The 23,782-nt window shown below is 65.0% G+C and carries 24 protein-coding genes; 12 read left to right on the forward strand and 12 right to left on the reverse strand.

What is annotated here, in order from left to right; translation table 11 throughout:
* Positions 1-13: 13 nt before the first annotated feature.
* Genes ACVWZA_RS21305 through ACVWZA_RS21315 form a run of 3 tightly spaced genes read right to left on the reverse strand, consistent with a single transcriptional unit; the run spans position 14 to position 2,075 of the window.
* Positions 14-766, reverse strand: coding sequence for a thioredoxin domain-containing protein (locus tag ACVWZA_RS21305; protein ID WP_457313475.1), 753 nt, complete (start codon positions 764-766; stop codon positions 14-16).
* A gap of 50 nt (positions 767-816) precedes the next feature.
* Positions 817-1,524: a thioredoxin domain-containing protein gene (locus tag ACVWZA_RS21310; RefSeq protein WP_457313451.1), complete on the reverse strand. Its 708-nt coding sequence runs from the start codon at positions 1,522-1,524 to the stop codon at positions 817-819.
* Positions 1,521-2,075: a DUF721 domain-containing protein gene (locus ACVWZA_RS21315; protein WP_457313476.1), complete on the reverse strand. Its 555-nt coding sequence runs from the start codon at positions 2,073-2,075 to the stop codon at positions 1,521-1,523. The genes ACVWZA_RS21310 and ACVWZA_RS21315 overlap by 4 nt, the downstream gene beginning before the upstream one ends.
* Before the next feature lie 14 nt (positions 2,076-2,089).
* Here ACVWZA_RS21315 and ACVWZA_RS21320 point away from each other — a divergent pair, with 14 nt between their 5' ends.
* The 3 genes from ACVWZA_RS21320 to nudC are packed head-to-tail and all read left to right on the forward strand — an operon-like array spanning position 2,090 to position 5,357.
* Positions 2,090-3,175 carry an A/G-specific adenine glycosylase gene (locus ACVWZA_RS21320; protein ID WP_457313452.1) on the forward strand — a complete coding sequence of 362 codons (1,086 nt, stop codon included), beginning with the start codon at positions 2,090-2,092 and terminating at the stop codon, positions 3,173-3,175.
* Positions 3,172-4,497 (forward strand): serine hydrolase domain-containing protein, encoded by a 1,326-nt coding sequence (locus ACVWZA_RS21325; protein ID WP_457313453.1) that lies wholly within the window; start codon positions 3,172-3,174, stop codon positions 4,495-4,497. Before ACVWZA_RS21320 ends, ACVWZA_RS21325 begins: the two co-directional genes overlap by 4 nt.
* A 53-nt stretch (positions 4,498-4,550) precedes the next feature.
* Positions 4,551-5,357: an NAD(+) diphosphatase gene (gene nudC / locus ACVWZA_RS21330; protein WP_457313477.1), complete on the forward strand. Its 807-nt coding sequence runs from the start codon at positions 4,551-4,553 to the stop codon at positions 5,355-5,357.
* A 28-nt stretch (positions 5,358-5,385) separates the two neighbouring features.
* On the opposite strand, the gene ACVWZA_RS21335 is transcribed toward nudC, so the two are convergent.
* Positions 5,386-6,276 carry a prephenate dehydratase gene (locus ACVWZA_RS21335; RefSeq protein WP_457313454.1) on the reverse strand — a complete coding sequence of 297 codons (891 nt, stop codon included), beginning with the start codon at positions 6,274-6,276 and terminating at the stop codon, positions 5,386-5,388.
* Positions 6,277-6,394: 118 nt separating this feature from the next.
* Between ACVWZA_RS21335 and ACVWZA_RS21340 the strand changes: the two genes are divergently transcribed.
* Positions 6,395-7,057 carry a c-type cytochrome gene (locus tag ACVWZA_RS21340; RefSeq protein ID WP_457313455.1) on the forward strand — a complete coding sequence of 221 codons (663 nt, stop codon included), beginning with the start codon at positions 6,395-6,397 and terminating at the stop codon, positions 7,055-7,057.
* A gap of 72 nt (positions 7,058-7,129) precedes the next feature.
* On the opposite strand, the gene ACVWZA_RS21345 is transcribed toward ACVWZA_RS21340, so the two are convergent.
* Entirely contained in the window at positions 7,130-8,014 is an 885-nt protein-coding gene (locus ACVWZA_RS21345; protein WP_457313456.1) for an LOG family protein, read from the reverse strand.
* A 175-nt stretch (positions 8,015-8,189) separates the two neighbouring features.
* On the reverse strand, positions 8,190-8,858 hold the full coding sequence (locus tag ACVWZA_RS21350) for an extensin family protein (RefSeq protein WP_457313457.1): 669 nt from the start codon (positions 8,856-8,858) through the stop codon (positions 8,190-8,192).
* A gap of 233 nt (positions 8,859-9,091) precedes the next feature.
* On the opposite strand from ACVWZA_RS21350, the gene ACVWZA_RS21355 reads away from it, so the two are divergent.
* The 4 genes from ACVWZA_RS21355 to ACVWZA_RS21370 all read left to right on the forward strand — a co-directional run bounded on the left by ACVWZA_RS21355 (position 9,092) and on the right by ACVWZA_RS21370 (position 14,538).
* Positions 9,092-10,255 carry a phosphoserine transaminase gene (locus ACVWZA_RS21355; protein ID WP_457313458.1) on the forward strand — a complete coding sequence of 388 codons (1,164 nt, stop codon included), beginning with the start codon at positions 9,092-9,094 and terminating at the stop codon, positions 10,253-10,255.
* Between the two features lie 110 nt (positions 10,256-10,365).
* Positions 10,366-11,943, forward strand: coding sequence for a phosphoglycerate dehydrogenase (gene serA / locus ACVWZA_RS21360; protein ID WP_457313459.1), 1,578 nt, complete (start codon positions 10,366-10,368; stop codon positions 11,941-11,943).
* Between the two features lie 189 nt (positions 11,944-12,132).
* Complete coding sequence (locus tag ACVWZA_RS21365) at positions 12,133-13,239, forward strand: ATP phosphoribosyltransferase regulatory subunit (RefSeq protein ID WP_457313460.1); 1,107 nt, start codon at positions 12,133-12,135, stop codon at positions 13,237-13,239.
* A 9-nt stretch (positions 13,240-13,248) separates the two neighbouring features.
* A complete protein-coding gene (locus tag ACVWZA_RS21370; RefSeq protein ID WP_457313461.1) occupies positions 13,249-14,538 on the forward strand; it encodes an adenylosuccinate synthase in 1,290 nt (429 codons plus the stop codon).
* A 33-nt stretch (positions 14,539-14,571) separates the two neighbouring features.
* Here ACVWZA_RS21370 and ACVWZA_RS21375 read toward each other — a convergent pair whose 3' ends face one another.
* Positions 14,572-14,784 carry a hypothetical protein gene (locus ACVWZA_RS21375; RefSeq protein ID WP_457313462.1) on the reverse strand — a complete coding sequence of 71 codons (213 nt, stop codon included), beginning with the start codon at positions 14,782-14,784 and terminating at the stop codon, positions 14,572-14,574.
* Positions 14,785-15,128: 344 nt separating this feature from the next.
* Between ACVWZA_RS21375 and ACVWZA_RS21380 the strand changes: the two genes are divergently transcribed.
* From ACVWZA_RS21380 to ACVWZA_RS21395, 4 genes are all read left to right on the forward strand, one after another.
* Positions 15,129-17,033, forward strand: coding sequence for a TonB-dependent receptor domain-containing protein (locus ACVWZA_RS21380; protein WP_457313463.1), 1,905 nt, complete (start codon positions 15,129-15,131; stop codon positions 17,031-17,033).
* 26 nt (positions 17,034-17,059) lie between these two features.
* A complete protein-coding gene (locus ACVWZA_RS21385) occupies positions 17,060-18,241 on the forward strand; it encodes a sensor histidine kinase (RefSeq protein WP_457313464.1) in 1,182 nt (393 codons plus the stop codon).
* Positions 18,231-18,971: a LytR/AlgR family response regulator transcription factor gene (locus tag ACVWZA_RS21390; RefSeq protein ID WP_457313465.1), complete on the forward strand. Its 741-nt coding sequence runs from the start codon at positions 18,231-18,233 to the stop codon at positions 18,969-18,971. Before ACVWZA_RS21385 ends, ACVWZA_RS21390 begins: the two co-directional genes overlap by 11 nt.
* Positions 18,972-19,076: 105 nt before the next feature.
* Positions 19,077-19,541 (forward strand): nuclear transport factor 2 family protein, encoded by a 465-nt coding sequence (locus ACVWZA_RS21395; RefSeq protein WP_457313466.1) that lies wholly within the window; start codon positions 19,077-19,079, stop codon positions 19,539-19,541.
* Between the two features lie 7 nt (positions 19,542-19,548).
* Here ACVWZA_RS21395 and aroC read toward each other — a convergent pair whose 3' ends face one another.
* The 5 genes from aroC to ACVWZA_RS21420 all read right to left on the reverse strand — a co-directional run bounded on the left by aroC (position 19,549) and on the right by ACVWZA_RS21420 (position 23,715).
* Positions 19,549-20,628 (reverse strand): chorismate synthase, encoded by a 1,080-nt coding sequence (gene aroC, locus ACVWZA_RS21400; RefSeq protein WP_457313467.1) that lies wholly within the window; start codon positions 20,626-20,628, stop codon positions 19,549-19,551.
* Complete coding sequence (locus tag ACVWZA_RS21405; protein WP_457313468.1) at positions 20,625-20,993, reverse strand: VOC family protein; 369 nt, start codon at positions 20,991-20,993, stop codon at positions 20,625-20,627. Before ACVWZA_RS21405 ends, aroC begins: the two co-directional genes overlap by 4 nt.
* Positions 20,993-21,796 carry an enoyl-ACP reductase FabI gene (fabI, locus tag ACVWZA_RS21410; RefSeq protein ID WP_457313469.1) on the reverse strand — a complete coding sequence of 268 codons (804 nt, stop codon included), beginning with the start codon at positions 21,794-21,796 and terminating at the stop codon, positions 20,993-20,995. The genes ACVWZA_RS21405 and fabI overlap by 1 nt, the downstream gene beginning before the upstream one ends.
* A complete protein-coding gene (locus ACVWZA_RS21415) occupies positions 21,793-22,695 on the reverse strand; it encodes a YihY/virulence factor BrkB family protein (protein WP_457313470.1) in 903 nt (300 codons plus the stop codon). Before ACVWZA_RS21415 ends, fabI begins: the two co-directional genes overlap by 4 nt.
* A 72-nt stretch (positions 22,696-22,767) precedes the next feature.
* Positions 22,768-23,715 carry a DnaJ C-terminal domain-containing protein gene (locus tag ACVWZA_RS21420; protein WP_457313471.1) on the reverse strand — a complete coding sequence of 316 codons (948 nt, stop codon included), beginning with the start codon at positions 23,713-23,715 and terminating at the stop codon, positions 22,768-22,770.
* Positions 23,716-23,782: the final 67 nt, after the last annotated feature.

Consider the following 23,782-nt stretch of genomic DNA (forward strand, 5'->3'; position numbering starts at 1 on the left):
TGTTTGCCTGGGATCAGGCGCCCGCGCCTTTCAGGATCGGCTCGAGCTGGCCCCAGCTGACCGCATCGACCTTCTCGTCGTTGAGGATGAACGTCGGCGTGCCGGTGACCTTGCCCGATGCGCCCGCATCGTCGCTCAACTTGGCTGCCGCTTCGAGTTTTGCCTGGTCGTTGAGGCAGGCGCGCGCCTTGGCTTCGGGAATGCCGCGCTGCTTGACGAACTCGATCAGGCCCATCTGTTCGGCGAGCGCCGTCGCCACCTGATTGGGCTTCATGCTCGCGAACTTGGCCTGCATCTCCGGTGACATGGCCTGCAGCTTGTCGAGATAGCTTTGCTGATTCTGGTACATCTGCTCGAGCAGCGGGAAGAAGGGCTGCGGCCCGCCGCAGGTGCCGAGCAGGGCGGCGGCGAGATCGGGCGCGCCATGGACGAGGAAGTCGCGGAATTCGAAGCTGACCTTGCCGGTCGCGACGTAATTGTTGATCAGCGGCATCGTGCCCTCACGGCCGAACGCGCCGCAAGTCGGGCAAGTGCGCGAGCCATATTCGACCAGTTTGAGCGGCGCATCGGGATTGCCGACGCGATAACCGCCATCCGGGGTCACCGCGACCGTCTCGCTCCAGTTCTTGCCGGCTGGTGCCGCAACCTTCCCGATCGGAGTGGCCGGCGCGGAGATATTGCCGGTGGCATCCCCGCCGCCACAGCCGGCGAGCATGGCCAATGGGACGATCAACGGCAGTACCGCGCTTGCAAGACGAAACTTCATCACGATCACACTCCAGGAAGAATCACGAAATCATAGACTATTTTGGCAGGTCACCGGGCGCCGGCTGCCTTCAACACCGTGTCGAGCCCCGCCCATTCGGTCTTGGTATAGGGTTTGCCGTTAACGACGAAGCTCGGCGTGCCGCCACCTTGAGCGCCGGCAGCGGCGCTGATCGCCTTCCACGCCGCATCGGCCATCACCGCGATCTTGAGCAGGTCGTCATTGTTCGAAAAACAGGCGTCGAGCGCCGCATCGTTCAGGCCCTTGGCGCGACCGATATCGGTCAGCCCCGAGCCATCGGAAAGCGCGCGCAGCCGCGCGCTTTCCGAATAGAGCGCCATGCGACTGCCGTTGATCCGTTCATATTGAAAACCGCGCGGGGCCCAGTCGGCCTGCGCCGCGAACACCGCGTCGGTCGTCGCCGAGAAACCGGCAGTTCCGGTGCAGCGCGCGACCACAGCCGCCGCCAGATCGAGCTTGTCGCGAATCGCGTGGCGCAACTCGACGCTGGTCGAGCCGGAGCGGACATATTTGCCCTTCAGCACCGCCGCCGATTCTTCCGAAAAATGCGCGCAGTGCGGGCAGGTATAGCTGAGATATTCGATCAGCTTCACCTTCGCCCTGGGGTTTCCGATCACGAACGATCCGCTCGCCGTTCGGGTGGCGACCTTGGTCCAGTCGCGCGGCGGCGGGGCCGCGCTCACCACCAGCGGCGCCAGCAAAAATGCCAGCAACGGGGCAATCAATTTTCGAATCACTCGTCCCCCTTGCCCTCGATGGGGCTCCCCACGACCGGTGGTCCCTTGGTCGCCGCGACGCCTGCCGCGAGCGCCTCGAGCACCGCCTTTAATTCCGGATCGGCGATCATGCGCAGGCTCGCGCCAAGCTCGACCGGTATCGGTTTCAGCGACGGCGGCGCCGGACGCGGGCGCGGCGCCGGCACGTCGCCCTGGCGCATCTGCACGCGCGCGATCGCGGCATAACCGAAGAAGCGATTGACCCGTTCGATGATCTCGGGGGCGATATGCTGCATCATCGTGCCATGCGCGCCGCGCACCACCAGGTTGAGCGTGCCTTCGGACTTCTTGCCCTGTGGAAAGCGGATCGATTCGGGCGCCGACACGCCGGCATAGCGCGCGCCGACAATGTCACCCCAGCGGCTGACCACCGCGCTCTGCACAAAGCCGAAACGGCGGAACGCGGCGCGGCCGGCATCGGGCAGCAGTTCGGACACCGCACGGGCGCGGCCGCCGCGTTGCGGTTCGGACTCGGACTTGGGAACGCCGCGCTTGCTCATCACGCCTTCCATGCCATAGCGATGCCGTGCCCGCAAAGCCCCGATCCATCGCAGAACCGCTATTGGCCTGGTATGATCGCCATGCGCGCGATTTGCCGTGGCGATCGCCGCCGGGTGCGCCGGCACCCGATCCGTATCGGGTCTGGCTGTCGGAAATCATGCTGCAGCAGACGACGGTTGCGACGGTGCGGCCGAAATTCGACTATTTCACTGCGCGCTGGCCCGATTTCGCGAGCCTTGCCGCTGCCGATGAGACCGAGTTGATGACCGCCTGGGCGGGGCTTGGCTATTACGCCCGGGCGCGCAATCTGGTGGAATGCGCGCGGGTCGTGGTCGATCGGCATGATGGGATCTTTCCCGGCAACGAAGCCGAATTGCGCGCGCTGCCCGGGATCGGTGCCTATACCGCTGCGGCGATCGCCAGCATCGCCTTTGGCGAACGCGCGGTCGTGGTCGACGGCAATGTCGAGCGCGTCGTCGCGCGCTTGTTCGCGATCGATGAGCCGCTGCCGGCCGCGCGGACGGCGATTCGCGCTGCCACCGATTCGATCACGCCCGAACGGCGGCCGGGCGATTTCGCCCAGGCGATGATGGATCTGGGGTCGTCGATCTGTACCCCGCGCAGCCCCAAATGCCTGGCTTGCCCGTTGGTCGGCCAGTGCGCCGGCTTTGCGACGGGGGCGCCCGAAACCTTTCCGATAAAGCCGGCCAAGGCCGCCCGGCCGCAGCGTTACGGCACGATCTTCTGGGCCGAACATGGGGACCAGGTGCTGCTGGTGCGCCGGCCGCCGCGCGGCCTGCTCGGTGGGATGCGCGCACTGCCCACCGGCCCCTGGATTGACGCGCCGCCGGGGCTCGCCGATCCGCCGCTGGATGCCGACTGGACGATGCTCGATGCGCGCGTCGTGCACGTGTTTACGCATTTCCGGCTCGAACTCGCCCTTGCGGTCGGACGCGCGCAAGAGCATTCGAACGCGGGCGAATGGTGGCCGGTGGCGGATATCGAGTCGGCGGGACTGCCGACGGTGTTCGCCAAGGCGGCGGTCGGAATCAGGTCGGCCGGAATCAGGTCGGCCGGGATCAGGGCGGCAGGCATAGGGAGAGCGACATGAAGGCTGTGCGGTACATGGTTTCGGCGGGTGCGCTGGCGCTGCTCGCGGGCGGCGCGGTGTTTGCTCGTGACGCGGCACCCCAGGCCCAAGCTCAGGTCGCGGCCGTTGCCGCATCGCCATTGCCCGGTACGCAGGCGCTGCTCGATTCCTATGTCGCGGACAACAAGATGCCCGGCATCGTCGCGGCATTCGGTTATCGCGATCAGCCGTCGATGTTTCTGAGCGCGGGCAAGATCGGCGACGAGGCGACCGCCGCCAAGGCCGGGCCGGACAGCCTGTGGCGGGTCTATTCGATGACCAAGCCGATCACCGGCATGGCGGCGATGATCCTGATCGAGGACGGCAAGATGTCGCTCGACCAGCCGATCTCCGACTTCATCCCCGCATTCAAGAACATGAAGGTGCTGATCGGCCCGGACAGCCTCGACAGCCGTCCGGCGACTCGGCCGATCACCATCCGCAACCTGCTGACGCATACTGCGGGGCTTGGTTATACGATCGTCACCAAGGGGCCGTTGCTCAAGGAATATGAGCGGCTCGGCCTGACCCCCGCCGCGGTCAATGCCGCGCTCGAGGTCGAATCGCGCAAGACCCGTCCAGCGACGCTCGAGGAATTCGCCAACCGCACCGCAAGCGTGCCGTTGATCGCCGATCCGGGGACCAAATGGAGCTATTCGATCGGGCTCGACGTGATGGGCCGGGTGATCGAGGTGGCCAGCGGCATGAGCTTCGATTCGTTCGTGCAGCAGCGCATCTTCAATCCGCTCAAGATGACATCGAGCTATTGGACGGTGCCGGCGAGCGAGCTCGGACGCCTGTCGAGCAATTATATCATCATTGGCGAGAATCGCGCGCCGCTCGATCCTGCCGCGACCTCGGCCTGGCTCAAGCCGCCGAGCTTTCCCTATGGCGGCGCCGGGCTGGTCATGTCGGCGCATGACTATGACCGTTTCCTGCACATGCTGCAGAATTACGGGGAGCTCGACGGTGCGCGCGTGATGAAGGCGGATACCGCCAGGCTCGCCATGTCGAACCTTATGCCTGCGGGCGTGTTCTTCCCCGGCGCGGTTGCCGCAACCGGCGGTACGACTCAGCCGATGGGCTTTGGCGCGGGCGGATCGGTTACGATCGTCGATACGCCGGGCGGCCCGGCAAAGGGCACTTATGGCTGGGGCGGGGCGGCCGGCACGGTCGCGTTCGTCGACCCCGCGCATCAGGTACGCGGTACGGTGATGGTCAATTATTTCCCGGGCGAAAGATGGCCGCTGCGCACTGAGGTGCTCGCCGCGTTCAGGACCGATCTGGCGAAGAAGCGCCCGTGATTCCCGGATTTACTGGCGGCACGCTCGACCGTGCCGACCGCCTGCGCCACGACATGCAAGCCTTTGCGGCGGCGACCGGCGATTGGCGTGCGAAATTGCTCAAGCTGGAGAATTTCGAACCTGAGCTTGACGATGCCGGGCGGCTCGGCTGGACCAGCCTGGCTGATGCGCCCGAGGATGCCGAACTGGTGCTGCTCGGGCTCGACGGCGACAAGCCGCATTTCGCCGCGTTCACGCCCGGCATGCGCGCGCCGGCCGGACGATCGATGCGGCTGTTCGGCTTGCTCGACCGTTTCGCACCGGGCGAAGCGGCGACCTATGCCGCCGCGCGCAGCGTGCTCGACTGGCACAGCCGCCATCAATTCTGCGCCAATTGCGGCACGCAGACCGCGATGTTCCGCGCCGGCTGGGGACGAAACTGCCCCAATTGCCATGCCGAACATTTCCCGCGCGTCGACCCGGTGGTGATCATGATCGCCGAACATGACGGGCGCGCGCTGCTCGGGCGCCAGCCGGCCTGGCCGGCCGGGCGCTATTCGGCGCTGGCAGGGTTTCTCGAGCCCGGCGAATCGATCGAGGAAGCGGTCGCGCGCGAGATCATGGAGGAAGCAGGGGTACGCGTGACCGATGTGCGCTACATCGCCAGCCAGCCCTGGCCGTTCCCATCGTCGCTAATGGTCGCCTGTGTCGGTATGGCCGAGGGCGATGCGATCACGCTCGACACCAACGAGCTGGAGGATGCGATCTGGGTATCGCGTGAGGAGGTGCGCCGCGTGCTGGCGGGCGGCGAGGGATCGTTCCTCGCGCCGCCGCCCTATGCCATCGCGCATACACTGCTGACCGCCTGGGCGAACACCTGATCCCTTCCCGGCACGGGGAGGATCGAGACTATCCCCGCGGCCGTGCCTGCCGATACGTGCCCAGCAGCCGCATCCACTTCGAATGAAAGCCGAGTTCCTCAAGCGCGCGGTCGATCGCCGCGTCGCCGGGCTTGCCGACGATATCGGCGTAGAATTCGGTCGCCGCGAAGCTGCCGCCGCGCTGATAGCTTTCCAGCTTGGTCATGTTGACGCCGTTGGTCGCAAAACCGCCCATCGCCTTGTAGAGCGCGGCGGGCACGTTCTTGACCTCGAAGATCAGCGTCGTCATCCACGGACCGTCACCAAGCGCCTCATGCCCGGCGCGCGCGAGCACGACGAAACGCGTCGTATTATGATCGGCATCGGCCAGGCCCTCGGCGAGCATGTTGAGGCCGTAAATCTCCGCCGCACCAGGCGGTGCAAGCGCCGCCACCCTGGGGTCGTTCAATTCCGCGACCACCGCCGCCGCCCCGGCCGTATCGGGATAGGCGATCGCCGAAATGCCATGTTCGCGCAGCCAGTGACGGCATTGGCCGAGCGCCTGGGGATGGCTCATCGCCTCGCGCACCTCGTCACGGCGGCCGACACCCATCAGCGCGTGTTTAATGCCGAGGAAATGTTCACCGGTGATCACCAGCCCCGATTCGGGCAGCAGAAAATGCATGTCGGCGACGCGGCCGTGAAGCGAATTTTCGATCGGGATGATCGCGCAATCGGCACGGCCGTCGCGTACCGCATCGATCGCGTCGGCGAAATCGAAACAGGGCAAGGGCAGTCCGTCGGGAAAGGCCTCCATTGCCGCGACGTGCGAATTCGCGCCGGGCGCGCCCTGAAAGGCGACCGCGCGCTCGGGAGCGGCGGCGGCGGCCTCGGTCATCATCGCCACGATCGGGCGGGCGGGGGCGGCAAAATTTTCCATGTCGCCGCGCGCTTACGGGCATGACCGCGTTGCGACAAGCGCGGCTTGCGGTGTCGGCAACGCGAATCTAAAGGAAGCCAACTTTCCGGCCTATGACAGCACAGGGGCAAACGGCATAATGGACAACAGGACGAACACGATCGCGGGCTGGGTGCTGGCGGCTTTCGGCGCGGCGCTGGGGCTGTCGATCGTCGGCGGCATGGTGTATCACGCCGAAGCACCCGAAAAACCAGGCTACCCGATCGAAGGCGCGGAGGCTGAGGGCAGCGGCGGTGCGGCGGAAGTGCCGATCGCGACACTGCTGGCGGCGGCCGATCCGGCCAAGGGCGCCGATGTGTTCAAGAAATGCACCGCGTGCCACACCATCGCCCAGGGCGCCGCCAACGGCATTGGCCCGAACTTGTACGGGACGCTCGGCGAAGGCATTGCCGAGGGCAAGGCGGGCTTCGCCTTTTCCGACGCGCTCAAGTCGCATGGCGGCAAATGGGGCTTCGACGAAATGAACACGTGGCTGACCAGCCCGCGTAAGTTCGCCAACGGCACCAAGATGACCTTTGCCGGTCTGGGCAATGCGCAGGACCGGGCGAACGTGATCGCCTATCTCAATCAGCAGGGCTCGAACCTGCCGCTGCCGGCCGCTCCTGCGGCGGCAACGGCTGCCGCGCCCGCAACCCCCGCGACACCGGGCGCCAAGGCACCCGATCCCGTCGAGGATTTGTCGAACAAGGCGACCCTGGCAACCGGCGCGCCTTCGGTCGATCCGGCGGCCAACGCGCATTGATTGGATAGTGGGCGCTTAGGGAACCCGCTTCGCCGGGGAAGCGCCCTTATCTGACCGAGCGTGGGGCCGAATTTATTCCAGGACCACGCCGCTCTCGGGGCGTTCACGATAGAAGTCGCGCACGACCTGCCAGCCTTCCTCGGCCGTCTCGACGAACTTGAAGATGTCCAGGTCGCGTGCCGACACCACGCCTTCCTCGACCAGCGCCTCGAAATTGACCACCCGGTTCCAGAATTCGCGGCCATAGAGCAGCACGGGGATCGGCGCGATCTTGCCGGTCTGGATCAGCGTGAGCAATTCGAACAATTCGTCGAACGTGCCGAATCCGCCGGGAAACGCCGCAAGCGCGCGGGCGTGGAGCAGGAAATGCATCTTGCGCAGCGCGAAATAGTGAAATTGTACGCTTAAGCTGGGCGTCACATAGGGGTTGGGTGCCTGTTCGTGCGGCAGGACGATGTTCAGGCCGATAGATTCCTGGCCGACATCGGCCGCGCCGCGATTGGCCGCTTCCATGATCGACGGGCCGCCGCCGGAGCACACGACGAAATGGCGCTTGCCCTCGGTATCGCGCGGGAATTTGCTGACCATCCGTGCGAGTTCGCGCGCAACGTCGTAATATTTCGACTTGGCGATCAGGCTGTCGGCGATGCGGATCGCCTCTTCCCCCTGCGCCAGTTCACGCAGGGCTTGCGCCTTGGCCGGTTCGGGGATTCGCGCCGAGCCGTAAAATACGAAGGTCGAGGCGATATTGGCCTCATCGAGCACCAATTGTGTCTTGAGCAGCTCAAGCTGGAAACGGACCGGGCGAAGGTCCTCACGCAACAGGAAATCCATATCCTGAAAGGCGAGCTTATAGGCTGGATTCTCGGTCTGGGGGGTGCTGATGCCGGTCTTGGCGGTTTCGGCATCCTGGCGGGCGCGCGGAAAGACCCGCGACGGAACATGTGTATCACTCATCCCGGCACTTTAGAGCAAAGCGGCGGACGTTTGAAGCGGGGCGTTCTTGTTTGGTGAAGACGGTGCCGGCCCGCTCCCCCTCCCGGCCACCCATTCACGATACGCTGTGGGTGGCCGGGAGGGGGAGCGGGCCGGCACCGTCTTCGAAATTCGCTCTTGCGCGAATTTCCAACACCTAACGACAGAATTTGGCGCGATCCGCCTCGAGATGCAGGTGATTGTAATGCACCGCGTTGTAATCCGGGCTGAGCACCGTGCCGAAGCGCTTGCAGGCCGAGGTCTGGATCGTGCGCAGGAAAGCCTTCACGTCGCGGTCGTTCGATCGCCAGCCCTGCTCGATGCTGATGCGGCGACCGTCGCTAAGGATGAAGGCCGAAATATCGACCGCATTGGCGATGGCGTGCCCGGATAGCTTGCCGCCATTGCCCGCGCTGCCGACGATGGTGCGGCAGGCATAAGTGCCAAAGGTTTCGATCCGCACCAGATCGCTGCCGAGAATCTGCCGCGCGGCGGGTGCGACGCCATTGCGCGCCCAGCCGGTAAAGGCGCGGGCGAGGCCGCAGCGCATACCCTTCAGATTGGTGACGGGCAGGCCGATATCGATCAGCTGGACCGCGCCAACGACCTTGCACCCGCCGCCATAATCGCGGTCCGGCAGCGGGTTGAACTGGATATCGTCGCGCGCCAGGTCGGCATGGCACGCCCTGGTTTCGCTCGAAGTCGGCATGTTGAGCGTGACCGGCCGCGATCCGGCGCGGCGCGGTGGCGGGCGATCATCATCGCCACCGCCGAACAGACAGCCTGAAAGAAGGAGCGGCAAAGTGAGGAGCAACGCACGTTTCACCCGGCCGCGATAGCGTGGCTTGCTGAACGCCGCCAGAACGCAGCGCCCGATCGACGGCCCAGTCGGATGGATGCCGGACCGACAGACGCCCGCCCCGAAATATGGCCCGGAATATGGCCCCGAAATATGGCCGCCCGATCAAAGGCCGATTGACACGCGGCGACACATCGTTAGGTGCGGCGCCGGGCCACGCGGTCCCAACGCCGCGCGTGCTCTCTGTAAGGAGAGACTACATGACTGATCTATCTGCGCCTCTTGCGCAGGCTCTGCCTGCGCAACTCGAAAAGCCCCTGGGCTTACCTGCGCGTCCCTATTTTTCCTCCGGTCCCTGCGCCAAGCCTCCCGGCTGGGCTGCGGCGAATCTCGCCACCGAATCGCTCGGGCGCTCGCATCGTTCGAAGATCGGCAAGACGCGGCTGCAATATTGCATTGACCTGATGCGCGAACTGCTTCGGCTCCCCGACACCCACCGCATCGGCATCGTTCCCGGCTCCGACACCGGCGCGTTCGAAATGGCGATGTGGACCATGCTGGGCGCCAAGCCGGTCACCGCGCTCGCCTGGGAAAGCTTCGGCGAAGGCTGGGTGACCGATGCGGTCAAGCAGCTCGGGCTCGAACCGACCATCGTTCGTGCCGATTATGGCCAGCTGCCCGACTTGACTCAGGTCGATTGGTCGAACGACGTGCTGTTCACCTGGAACGGCACCACATCGGGCGTGCGCGTGCCGGACGGCGAGTGGATCGCCGACGATCGTACCGGCCTCAGCTTCGCCGACGCGACCAGCGCGGTGTTCGCCTATGACATTCCATGGGACAAGATCGATGTCGCGACTTTCTCCTGGCAGAAGGTGCTTGGCGGCGAAGGCGGTCACGGCGTCCTGATCCTCGGCCCGCGCGCGGTCGAGCGGCTGGAAAGCTACACCCCGGCATGGCCGCTGCCCAAGGTCTTCCGCCTCGTCTCGAAGGGCAAGCTGACCGAAGGCGTGTTCAAGGGCGAGACGATCAACACCCCGTCGATGCTCGCGGTCGAGGATGCCATTTCGGCGCTCGAATGGGCGAAATCGGTTGGTGGTGCGGACGGGCTGATCGCGCGCAGCGATGCCAATGCGGCGGCGCTCGATACGATCGTCAGCGAGCGGTCGTGGCTCGGCCATCTCGCCGTCGACACAGCGTCGCGGTCGAAGACCAGCGTCTGCCTGACGGTCGAGGGCGCCGATGAGGCGATGATCAAGGCGTTTGCCGGGCTGCTCGACAAGGCCGGCGCGGCGTATGACATCGCCGGTTATCGCGATGCGCCGCCGGGTCTGCGCATCTGGTGCGGCGCGACCGTCGACACCGCCGATATCGTCGCGCTCGGGCCATGGCTCGACTGGGCCTACGCGACCGTCACCGCCTGATCCTCCCGTCACTCCCGCGAAAGCGGGAATTCCGCTGCCTTTCCCCAGACCGAAGAAGCGGGATCCCCGCTTTCGCGGGGATGACGAAGAAACAGAAAGCCACCCAAACCATGCCTAAAGTCCTCATCTCCGACCAGATGGATCCCAAAGCCGCACAGATCTTCCGCGAACGCGGCGTCGAGGTCGACGAGATCACCGGCAAGACCCCCGAAGAACTGATCGCGATCATCGGCGACTATGACGGCCTCGCGATCCGCAGCTCGACCAAGGTGACCAAGGCGATCCTCGCCGCCGCGACAAACCTGAAAGTCATCGGCCGCGCCGGGATCGGCGTCGACAATGTCGACATCCCGTCCGCCTCGGCACAGGGCGTGGTCGTCATGAACACGCCGTTCGGCAATTCGATCACCACCGCCGAGCACGCCATCGCGCTGATGTTCGCGCTCGCCCGCCAACTGCCCGAGGCCGATGCCTCGACCCAGGCGGGCAAGTGGGAGAAGAACCGCTTCATGGGCGTCGAGCTCACATCGAAGACGCTGGGCCTGATCGGTGCGGGCAATATCGGATCGATCGTCGCCGACCGCGCGCGCGGCCTGCGCATGAAGGTGGTCGCGTTCGACCCCTTCCTGACGCCCGAGCGCGCGATCGAAATGGGCGTGGAGAAGGTCACGCTCGATGATCTGCTCGCGCGTGCCGACTTCATCACCCTGCACACGCCATTGACCGACCAGACCCGCAACATCCTGTCGGCGGAGAATCTGGCGAAGACCAAGCCGGGCGTGCGCATCATCAACTGCGCGCGCGGCGGGTTGATCGATGAAGCCGCGCTCAAGGCCGGACTCGATTCGGGCCATATCGGTGGTGCCGCGCTCGACGTGTTCGTGACCGAACCGGCCAAGGAATCGCCATTGTTCGGCACGCCCAATTTCGTGTCCACGCCGCATCTCGGCGCGTCGACCAACGAAGCGCAGGTCAATGTCGCGATCCAGGTCGCCGAACAGATGGCCGATTATCTGATGTCGGGCGGCGTCACCAACGCGCTCAACGTGCCGAGCCTGTCGGCCGAGGAAGCGCCGAAGCTGAAGCCCTATATGGCGCTGGCGGAGAAGCTCGGCTCGCTGATCGGCCAGCTCGCCCACGGTGCCTTGTCGGGTATCGCGATCGAGGTCGAAGGCGCGGCCGCCTCGCTCAACCAGAAACCGATCACCTCTGCGGTGCTGGCTGGCCTGATGCGGGTGCACACCGACACGGTCAACATGGTCAATGCGCCGTATCTGGCCAAGGAACGCGGTATCGACGTGCGCGAAGTGCGGCATGACCGCGAAGGCGATTACCACACGCTGCTGCGCGTGACGGTGAAGACCGATGCCGGTGATCGCTCGGTCGCGGGCACGTTGTTCGGCGATGCCGCGCCGCGTCTGGTCGAACTGTTCGGGATCAAGGTCGAGGCCGATCTTGCCGGCCACATGCTTTATGTCGTCAACGAGGATGCGCCCGGTTTCATTGGCCGGCTCGGCTCGTTGCTCGGCGAGGCGGGCGTCAATATCGGCACCTTCCATCTCGGTCGGCGCAATGCCGGTGGCGAAGCGATCCTGCTTTTGTCGGTCGACGAGCCGGTGACGCAGGATTTGCTCGCCAAGGTGCGCGGCCTTCCCGGCGTGCGTACCGCGATGGGCTTGTCGTTCTGAAAATGCGCTCAAGGCGCATTTTGCGGTGCCGGCCCCCTCCCCCTCGCGACCACCCACAGAATATCCTGAATGGATGGTCGGGAGGGGGAGCGGGCCGGCACCGCCCGTGAATTCGCTCTTTCGCGAATTCAACAACGGCACCATTCCGGCTTTGCGCCGGAATGCCGGTTAGGGCAGAGGGCTTCCGACATGACCCACGCTCTTCTCCCCGAAGGATTTCGCGACCGCCTGCCGCCGTTCGCCGATGCCGCCGCGCGCCTCGAACAGGCGATCCTCGGCGCGGCCTATGCCTATGGCTATGAACGCGTCGATCCGGCGCTGGCCGAGTTCGAAGCGGGGCTGGCCGGGCGGCTCAAATCCGCCCGGACTCAGGACGCGGTGCGTTTCGTCGACCCGGTCAGCCAGGCGACGCTGGCGATCCGGCCCGACATGACCGCGCAGGTCGGGCGGATCGCGGCGACGCGCATGGGGCATCACCCGCGCCCGGTGCGCCTGGCCTATGCCGGGCCGGTGATGAAACTGCGCGCGTCGCAGCTTCGCCCGGAGCGCGAGCTGCGCCAGATCGGCTGCGAACTGATCGGTCTCGATACCATCGCCGCCGCGCGCGAGATCGTCGAAGTGGTGGTCGAAGCGCTGGCCGCCGCAGGCGTCGCCGGCGTGTCGATCGACTTCACCTTGCCCGACCTGGTCGATATCCTCGCCGCCGGGCCGTTTCCGGTCGATGCGGCGCGGATCGATGCGTTGCGCGACCGGCTCGATGCCAAGGATGCCGGCGGCGTCGCGGCGATCGTGCCCGCCTATCTGCCGTTGATCGAGGCGGCCGGACCGTTCGAGGCGGCGCATGACCGGTTGTGCGCGTTCGATGCGGGCGGCACGCTGACATCGCGGCTCGACGGATTATGGAAAGTTGCCGAGGGATTGAAGGGGCGCGTCGCGCTGACGCTCGATCCGACCGAACGGCATGGCTTCGAATATCAAAGCTGGCTTGGCTTCTCGATCTTCGCCGACGGCGTGCTGGGCGAGATCGGTCGCGGCGGCAGCTATGCCATCATGCATGAGGATGGCACCGAGGAAGCCGCGATCGGCTTCTCGCTCTATGCCGATGCGATCGTCGCGGCGGGACTTGGCGATGTCGATCGCCGCCGCCTGTTCATCCCGTTTGGTACCGAACCTTCGCTCGGCGCTGCGATGCGCGCTCAGGGCTGGGTCACCGTCGCCGCGCTTGACCCGGGCGATACGCCCGAAGCGCAACTCTGCACCCATATTCTGGCCGGCACCGAAGCCCGGCCGCTCTGAGGATAGATCATGGCAAATGTAGCAGTCATCGGCGCCCAATGGGGCGATGAAGGCAAGGGCAAGATCGTCGACTGGCTGGCCGAGCGTGCCGATGTCGTGGTCCGTTTCCAGGGCGGGCATAATGCCGGCCATACGCTGGTCGTCGGCGAGAAGGTCTACAAGCTGTCGCTGCTGCCTTCGGGTATCGTGCGCGGCACGCCCTCGGTGATCGGCAACGGCGTGGTGCTCGACCCTTGGGCACTTAAGGCCGAGGTCGAGAAATTGCGCGGCCAGGGCATCACCATCACCCCCGACACGCTGATGATCGCCGACAATTGCGCGCTGATCCTGCCGTTCCATCGCGACCTCGATTCGCTGCGCGAGGATGCAAGCGGCGCGGGCAAGATCGGTACGACGCGGCGCGGCATTGGCCCGGCCTATGAGGACAAGGTCGGCCGGCGCGCGATCCGCGTCTGCGACCTCGCGCATCTCGATGCGCTCGATGCGCAGCTCGACCGGCTGACCGCACATCACGATGCGCTGCGCGCCGGGTTCGGCGAGCCGCCAATCGACCGCGCCGCGCTGCTCGACGAATTGCGCGCGATCGCGGATTTCGTGCTGTCCTTCGCCAAGCCGGTCTGGCGCAACCTCAACGACGCGCGCGCGCGCGGGCGGCGGATCCTGTTCGAGGGCGCGCAGGGCGTGCTGCTCGATGTCGATCATGGCACCTATCCGTTCGTTACATCGTCGAACACGATCGCTGGCACGGCGGCGGGCGGATCCGGCCTTGGCCCAAGCGCGGTCGGCTTCGTGCTCGGCATCGCCAAGGCCTATACGACGCGGGTCGGATCGGGCCCGTTTCCGACCGAGCTGGAGGACGAGACCGGCGAGCGGTTGGGCCAGCGCGGGCATGAATTCGGCACCGTCACCGGACGCAAGCGCCGCTGCGGCTGGTTCGATGCCGTACTGGTGCGGCAATCGGCTGCGGTCGGTGGTATCACCGGTATCGCGCTGACCAAGATCGACGTGCTCGACGGTTTCGACGAAGTGAAGATATGCACCGGATATCGGCTCGGCGACGAGACGCTGGATTATTTCCCGGCGCATGCCGCCGACCAGGCCAAAGTCGTACCGGTCTATGAGACCATGCCGGGCTGGAACGAGACCACGGCGGGCGCGCGCAGCTGGGCCGATCTGCCGGCGCAGGCGATCAAATATATCCGCCGCATCGAGGAGTTGATCCATTGCCCGGTGGCTCTGGTGTCGACCAGCCCGGAGCGCGAGGACACGATCCTGGTCCGCGATCCCTTCGCGGACTGACCGGCCCTTCGCACTGCGAAGAGCCGGCGGCGACTATTTGGGCTCGGTGGAGTTCGGTGCCGGGTCCATCGTGTTCATCGGCGTCATTGCCGCGTTGTCCATCGGCATGTCGTTTGCCATCGGCGTTTCGACGGTGTTGCTGGTGACGTTGTTGGTCATCGACTGGCCCGGTGCAGTCGTCATGGTCGCCAGCGCGGCGGATGAAAGACCCAGGACGGCGACACTCATTATCGTTGCGATGCGCATGTTGTTAGCTCCCGTTACACCCGTCTCATCGAGCGTCATCAAAGGAACGGCTTAGCGCGCGATACGGTCCGCATGGTTGCTCGCCCTGTCGCGCGACTCCAACAGGTTGTCGGAGAATTAACCACACTCGGTCGCCTGGGTCCTGAGTACCTCTCAAACCGAAGCCTTTGGTATCGACTGTCGTTGGTCGAATCCACCGGTCCTTGGTCGACCGATCGTTGCTGCTGTTCCACTCGAAGCACATCGCCTGGTGAATGCTATATGATTGTTCTGCCCGCTCCTTGGTCGCCACGGCATCATGCGCGGATTTGCGCAGCCTCGGCCGAAGGGCGGGCTTGCGATTCATGGTCTGGAGCTTTGCTGCAACGATACTGGTGCCTTACGAGGCCCATGCCCAACGCGTCGACGAGAATGCTGTCGCTCAGGCGGAGGATGCTTTCGGCATCAACGTCAGCGGGCAGAATCTTGGCCTTTACGATCCTGGCAACGCACGTGGTTTCTCTCCGAGCGCGGCGGGAAATATCCGCCTGGAAGGCCTTTATTTCGATCAGCAAGGCAATTTCACCAGCCGCCTGATCAGCGGAAACCGTATTCTGGTCGGGCCGTCGGTTCTCGGTCATCCATTTCCGGCGCCAAGCGGTGTGGCAGAATTCCAATTGCGCAAGCCGGGCGATCACGCCGTTCTTTCCGTATCGTCGCAGGTCGATAGTTTCGGCGGGCACCTCATCGAAGCGGACGGACAGCTTCCCGGGGTACTACCCGGCCTGGGGCTCGCCGGCGGGGTCGGTCTTTATCGCTATCAATTTCCCTATGGCGGAAAAGGCAGCACGATCTCCACCGGCCTGATCGCACGCTGGCAACCGACCGACCGACTGGAAATCACGCCGTTCTGGAGCCGGATTCGCGCCTGGGATAACGAATCAGCGCCGACGATCCTGTTCGATGGCACGCAATTGCCGCCGGCGGTGAAGCCGCGGCGGTTCATCGGCCAGCATTGGGCGGCCAATGACAATCGCGACTTCAATTACGGCGGGCTTGCGCGGACGTCGATCGGCAATTGGCAGCTTCGGGGTGGGCTGTTCCGCTCGACATCCGAAAGGCCGCATTCGTTCGCGCCTCTATTCCTTGGCACTTCACCATCCGGCGCAGCGGATCGTGTCGTACTGGCCGAGCGCGACAAGCTGTCGGCTGCTACCAGCGGCGAAATCGAGCTGTCGCGGTCCTTGGCCGAAGGGCCGCGAAAGCATCTCTTTCGCGTCGCGATTCGGGGCCGGGATCAACGCCGCCGATATGGCGCCAATGATGTCGTCGCGCTGGGGCGGGGCTCGATCGACCGACCCGATTTCACCGAACCGCCGGGATTTGTCTTTGGTGAACAGACCCGCGATCGGGTTCGACAATCGACCTATGGCCTCGCCTATGAAGGGACGTGGCGTAACATCGGCGTGATCAATCTTGGTATCCAGCGGTCGAGCTATCGCAAATCCGTGACCATGCCGTTGGCGACGCTGCCGGAATCGCGCGATCGACCGTGGCTCTACAATGCCGCGATCGCGCTGCGCCTGAATGACACGATGACCTTGTACGCCGGCACCAGCCGGGGCCTGGAGGAAAGCGATGTCGCGCCGACCATCGCGGTCAATCGCGACGAGGCACCGCCTGCAATCCGGACGCGGCAGATCGATGGCGGGCTGCGCTGGTCGATCGGCAGCCATGTCACGCTGGTCGGCAGCATATTCCGGATCGACAAACCCTATTACGGACTGGATGGGGCGCGGCGGTTCCGCGATCTCGGCATGATCCGCCACAAGGGGGCCGAACTGTCGCTCGCCGGCAGTCCGGTGACCGGACTAAGCGTCGTCGCGGGCGCGTTGTTGCTCGACGCGGTCGTATTTGGCGAGCAGGTCGATGCCGGGCTCGTCGGTCGACGCCCGGTCGGGTCGTCGCCGGGAAGTTATATCGCCAGCATTGATTATCGCCCGCCGCATTGGGGCGCGATATCGTTCGACGCCAATCTGTCGCATGACGCGCGCCGGATCGTCAGCCTCGACAACGCCGTCCACCTGCCGGACCGGACGCTGCTCGATCTCGGTTTGCGCTACCGATTTCCTTTGGGCGGCAAACCGGCGATATTTCGGCTCCAGGCGACCAACATCACCAACCGGTTCAACTGGACGGTTGCCGGCGCTAGCGCGCTTCAGGTCGATTCGCCACGGCAGATCGTCGGCCGGATCACGATCGACATTTAAGGCCGGGAAAGGCATCGCGTCGAACCATGCCTGCTGCCCCGCCATCACCGGACGAGCCGGACGACACCGCACCGGCGGTCGTGCCGGTTCGAATCGTGATGCTGTCGATCCTGTGTTTCTGGGCCTTTTATTTTGCGATCTCCACCGCCCGTGCGCTGATGGGTGGGGAACCGGGGCAATTGTTGAGATTCGTGCCGCGAACGATCGTCTCGGTCATCAGCATGGCGGCAACGGCGGTCATCTATCTGCTGTTGCGGCGGATCGCGACCGCGTTGCTGGCGCGCAGCATCGCCGTGGCCGCATTGCTCTCGGTGCCGGCGGCTGCGATCTACGGCACCGCGAACTGGTATATGTTCGATCGCTTCCTGCCTTATCTGACACGCACGGCGGTGGCGGCGGTCCCGGCAGTGGAAAGTTCGTCCAGCGCGATCGTCGTCGGGGCCGCCAAGATGAGCGAAGCGCCGTCGGCGCCGATCGTGGATATCGTCGGGACCGCACTCAGCGGTTATTTCTTCTTCGTTGGCTGGTGCGCGCTGTATCTGGCGCTCAGCTATGCCGGGCAGGTCGGCGCACTCGAACGCCGCGCGGCCAGGCTCAGCGCCGCCGCCCAGTCGGCCGAGCTGCGGGCGCTGCGCTATCAGGTCAATCCGCACTTTCTGTTCAACACGCTCAATTCGCTGTCGTCATTGGTCCTGAGCGAACGAACCGCGGCGGCCGAGCGCATGATCATCGGCCTGTCGACCTTCTTTCGTGCCAGCCTGACCGGCGATCCGACTCAGGATGTGGCGTTGCGTGAGGAGATCATGTTGCAGCGCCTGTACCTGGATATGGAGGCGGTGCGCTTCGGCGACCGGTTGCGCGTGACAATCGATGTGCCGGTGTCGCTGGAGACCGCCTGTGTGCCCGGCCTTATCCTGCAGCCGCTCGTAGAGAATGCCATCAAGCATGCGGTGTCGCGAACCAGGCGACCGGTCACGATCGGGATTGTCGCCGAAGAGCTGCATGGCAGGCTGGTTCTGCGCGTGCAGGACGACGGCAGCGCGGCATCGGGCGAGGTCGAGCATGGGCGGATCGGCGTGGGGCTTGCCAATGTCCGCGATCGCATTGCGGCGCGGTTCGGGACTGACGGCACCGCCGCCTGGGGGGCTATCGCTGGTGGCGGTTACGCGGTCACGCTTGAGATGCCGTTGAGCCGCGATGGCTGCTGACCGCGCGCTGCGCACCATCATCGTCGATGACGAGGCGCTGGCGGTCGAGCGACTGAGGATCCTGTGCGCCGCGCTCGACGGGATCCTGCTGGTTGGCACCGCAACCGACGGAGAGGCGGCATTCCGCCTGATCGAGTCGCTCGACGCCGATCTGGTGCTGCTCGATATCGCGATGCCGGAGATCGACGGACTGACCGTCGCGCGTGCGTTGGAGAAACTTCCGGTCGCCCCGGCGGTGGTGTTCTGCACCGCATTCGACCATTTCGCGGTGGAGGCGTTCGAAGTCGCGGCGGTGGATTACCTGCTCAAGCCGGTCACGAAGGAACGGCTCGCGCGGGCGGTCGATCGCGTCGTGCAGGCACGCCAGCGGCGGCACGAGCCGCGCCCAAGGGCGCAATGGGCAGAGGAATTTTGGGTGCCGCATCGCGCCGAGCTCGTTCGCATCGCGACTATCGACATCGACCGGATCGAGGCCGATCGAGACTATATGCGGCTTCACCTGGGCGCGCGGCACTTCCTGCTCAACCAGACGATCGCCCGGCTGGAGAGCCGGCTCGATCCGGATCGTTTTATCCGTGTTCATCGATCGCACATCGTGCGGCGCGATTTTATCGCCGGCCTGACCCATGACGGCATGGGGGTGTGGAACGTGCGTCTTGGTGACGGCACGTCGCTCAGGATCGGACGCAGCCATCTTGCGGCCGTCCGCGCGATGGCGGGGCGGATCTAGACCGCCGGTCGCCCGGAGTGGGGCTTTCGTCGATCATCGGGCCGATACAGCTTGTTGCCAAGCTATCGACACTGCCCTGCGCCCTCCTATTTCAAGGAACCGTCGATGTACCGCTTTCTGTTTATCCTGGCATCGCTGGTCGCCATGCCGATGGCGAACGCCGCACCGAAAACAGGTATGGAGCCGCACACCGCCGCCGCGGTCCTGGCTGCCGACAAGGCGTGGAGCGAAGCGGAGGAGCGTGGCGATGCGGCCTATGTCGACTGGCTGTTGCTGCCGGGTTATGTTTCGATCGGCCATGACGGCACGCCGCATACCAGGCTCGCCATCGTCGAAGGCGCGCGGAAGCGTGCGCAAGGCGACGTCGGGGACCGGGCGTCGAAGATCGTCGCCTGGCGGCTGGCGCATCCATATCGCAGCGAGGTCAAGCTGTTCGGCGACACGGCGGTCGTCTCGTTCCTGTCGACCAAGGCGGGTAGCGGAGAGCCGGTCAATTCATCCGACATCTTCGTCTATCGTGGCGGCCATTGGCACGCGATCTATTCGCAGCATTCCGACGCGGGCAGTTAAGCCCGGTTCAACCGCATTGCGCGCGGTGAAGTAGTTTCTGGTCCGCCAGGACAAGCGCGACCATTGCCTCGACCACCGGCGCGCCGCGGATTCCCACGCATGGATCGTGGCGCCCCCTGGTGGCGATTTCGGTCGCCGCGCCGTTGCGATCGATCGTCTCGACCGGGGTCAGGATCGAACTGGTCGGCTTGAATGCGACGCGCAGGCGTACCGGCTGGCCGGTGGTGATGCCCCCGGCGATGCCGCCGGCATGATTGGCGAGAAATTCCGGGGCCCCACCCAATTTGGCCGCGCCCGGGCGCATGGCATCGGCATTTTCCTCGCCGCGCAGCCGGGCCGCATCGAAACCGTCACCGATCTCGACGCCCTTGACCGCATTGATGCTCATGCATGCCGAGGCGAGTTCGGCATCGAGTTTGGCATAAAGCGGTGCGCCCCAGCCCGCGGGAACACCGGTCGCCTCACATGCGATCACCGCGCCGAGCGACGACCCGCTTTTGCGCGCACTATCGACCAGTGCCTCCCAACGCGCCGCAGCGGCGGGATCGGGGCAGAAAAAGGGATTGGCGTCGATCTGATCGGCGTCGAAATTCGCCGGGTCGATCGCGTCGCCGCCGATCGCCTCGACCCAGGCGCGGATGTTCACTTCGGGGATGACCAGGCGCGCGACCGCTCCGGCGGCGACCCGTGCCGCCGTCTCGCGCGCGGAGGATCGTCCGCCGCCGCGATAATCGCGAAAGCCGTATTTCGCATCATAGGCGTAATCGGCATGGCCGGGACGATAGGCCAAAGCGACCTCGGAATAATCCTTTGAGCGCTGATCGACATTCTCGATCATCAGGCTGATCGGCGTGCCGGTCGTCCTGCCCTCGAACACACCCGACAGGATGCGCACCTGATCGGGCTCCTGACGCTGCGTGGTGAAGCGCGATGTGCCGGGGCGGCGCTTGTCGAGGAAAGGCTGGATATCGGCTTCGGACAGTGTCAGCCCCGGCGGGCAGCCATCGACCACCGCGCCGAGCGCGGGGCCATGCGATTCGCCCCAGGTGGTGAAACGGAACACGCGGCCGAAAGTATTGAAGCTCATGCGCTGGTTCCGGTGTCGATCAGTTCGAGCCGATTGCCGAACGGATCTTCGGTGAAGAAACGCCGATGGCCGCCGACGGGCGAGTCGGTGCGGATAGGATAGCCGGCAGCGGTCAGTCGAGCTTCGAGTGCATCGAGATCATCGGTCGAAAGCGCGATATGGGCTTTCTTCGCTGCCCTGAAGTCCGGGTCGATGCCAAGATGAAGCTGCCGGTCGCCAAGCGCGAACCAGCATCCGCCGCGCGCTGCCAGCTCCGCCGGCTTGGGCAATTCCGTCAGCTCGAGCATTTCCCCGAAAAAGCGACGTGCCGCCGCTTCGCCACCCGCCGGAACTGCAATCTGAACATGATTTAGCGTCAGCGCCATCACGCCAAAGCGATATCCGGCGCGTCCTCGGCCTTCATGCCGATCACATTGTAACCGGCATCGACATGGTGCGTCTCGCCGGTCACGCCGCTGGCGAGGTCCGACAACAGGTACAGCCCCGCACCGCCGACATCCTCGATCGTTACGTTGCGCTTGAGCGGAGAGTTCAACTCGTTCCACTTCAGGATCAGGCGGAAATCGCCGATTCCGCTCGCGGCGAGTGTCTTGATCGGCCCGGCCGAGATCGCGTTGACGCGGATATTGTCACGGCCGAGATCGACCGCGAGATATTGCACGCTGGTCTCCAGCGCGGCCTTGGCCACGCCCATCACATTGTAATGCGGGATGACCTTTTCCGCGCCGTAATAGCTAAGCGTCAGCAGCGATCCGCCGTCGGGCATCATCGCCGCCGCGCGCTTGCACACCGCGACGAAGGAATAGACCGACACGTTCATGGTCATCAGGAAATTGTCGAGGCTGGTGTCGACATAACCGCCGCGCAGCTCGTTCTTGTCGGAAAAGCCGATCGCATGGACGACGAAATCGATCGTCGGCCATTCCTTGGCGAGGTTTTCGAAACACGCATCGAGGCTCGACATGTCGGACACGTCGCAATCGAACAGCCGCGCCACGCCAAGCTGTTCGGCAAGTGGACGCACACGCTTTTCGAGCGCTTCACCCTGATAGCTGAACGCCAGTTCCGCGCCGCCTTCGCTCAATTTTTTGGCGATCCCCCAGGCGAGCGATCGATCATTGGCGAGCCCCATGATCAGCCCGCGCTTGCCCTTCATCAAATCATTCACGCCGCCGTCGCCTCCTGTATGTCGCCTTGGCCGTCCACCTCTACTCCGTCATCATCGCCCTCGGCTAGAGCCGCATTCAACTGCGCGCCGACGACAAGGCCCAGGCCGACAAAGAAAAAGAAGATCAACGCGATCATCACGCCGGCAAGACTGCCATAAGTCCGGTCATAACTGCCGAGCGAGCCGAGGATCGGCGGCAACAAGGCGGTGACCAGCAGCCACCATCCGGCAGTGAACGCCGCGCCCGGCCATTTCGGGCATTTGCTCTCGCGATAACGGCGCGGGGTGAGCGAATAGAACAGCATATAGAGCGCAACGAACAGCGCGACCGCGGGTGCGAGCCGGGTCAGCGACACGATGCTCGCCGCGCCGGACGCGAAGGGCAGGACGCGCAGTATGAACTGCTCGATCGCGAGCAGCATGACCTGAAAACTGAACGCGATCAGCGTCAGGATCAGCGAGGCGAGGATCAGCCCGATCGACCACAGGCGATACTGCCAGAAGGGCCGGACAAACTGTACGCCGTAAGCGCGGCGCAGGATATCGCGGATGGTCTCGATAAAGCTCGCCGTGGTCCATAGTCCGACCAGCGCGCCGAACCACAGCAATGACCCCGAACGCGCGGTGAGCACGTCGTGGATCGGGCTCTGCAGCACGTTGGCGACGCTTGGCGGTACGGTATGCAGGAATGCGTTGACGGTGTGCAGCCCCTCCTCGGTGCGCCCGAACAGTTGCGCGACCGCGGCGGCGACGATGAAGAAAGGGAACAGCGTCAGCAACGAGAGATAGGCGAGATTGCCGGCATGGACGAAGCCGTCGCTAAAGGTGCCGACCACGACCCGCTTGATTATCTCGCGCGTGTAGCTGCCGGGCCGGGCAAAGGCGAGATGGCGGCTCACCTTGAGCCGCCCGTCCCCATGCCTCTTGCGGCGTTCCTCCGGGGATTCGGGTGATATTTCCTTCACAGACCGTTAGACGCCCATCCCACCGCGCGGGTTCCCCGTGTCGCGATCCTTCCAGCCGCGTACGAACTCGATCAAAGCGTCGTCGCCGACCGGCAAGTCGACCAGCAAGGTGACTAGCTGATCGCCGCGCGTGCCGCCCTTGCCGTGGAAACCGCGCCCGCGCAGGCGCAGTGTCTTGCCCGAAGTCGAGCCGGCGGGAACGGTCAGCATCACCGCGCCCTCGACCGTCGGCACGCGCACCGACGCGCCGAGCACCGCTTCCGACAGGCTGATCGGCAAGTCGATCCGCACATCGTCACCGACCCGGTTGAAGAAACGGTGCGACTGGACGGTGATCGTGACGATGCCGTCGCCGGCCCCGCCCGCGCCGACCTGTCCCTTGCCGCCAAGCCGCATCTGCGTGCCGTTCTCCACCCCGGCGGGGAGCTTCAGGTCGATCGTCTTGCCGTCGGCGAGCGCGATGCGTTGCGGCGCGAGCATGGCCGCATCGACGAATGGCACGGTCAGCTTATAGGCGATGTTCGCGCCCTTGGGCTGCGGCTTGCGTCCGAACCCGCCAAAGCCGCCGGCGAAACCACTACGCCCGGACGATTGGCCGAACAGCCCTTCGAACAGGTCGTTGACGTCGGACGGATCGCCACCAAAGCCGAAATCGCCGCCGCCGCCAGCGCCGGGCTTGAATCCGCCCTGACCGCCGCCTCCACCATTGCCGAAACCGAAGGGCGACGCCGGGTTGCCCTCACCGTCGATTTCGCCGCGGTCGAACCGTGCGCGCTTGTCCTTGTCGTTGAGCAGGTCATAGGCGTTGGTCGCCTGGCTGAACCGCTCGCTCGCCTTGGGGTTGTCCTTGTTGCGATCGGGATGCAGCTCCTTGGCGAGCTTGCGATAGGCTTTCTTGATGTCTGCCTCGCTGGCGGTGCGCGGCACGCCAAGCGTTGCGTAAGGATCGGCCACTTCATTCCCCGAATGCGTTTGGTATTCCGCGACCTATTTGGGGGATGTATGGCCCGAGCGCAATTCG

The organism is Sphingomonas sp. UYAg733 (assembly GCF_054057355.1).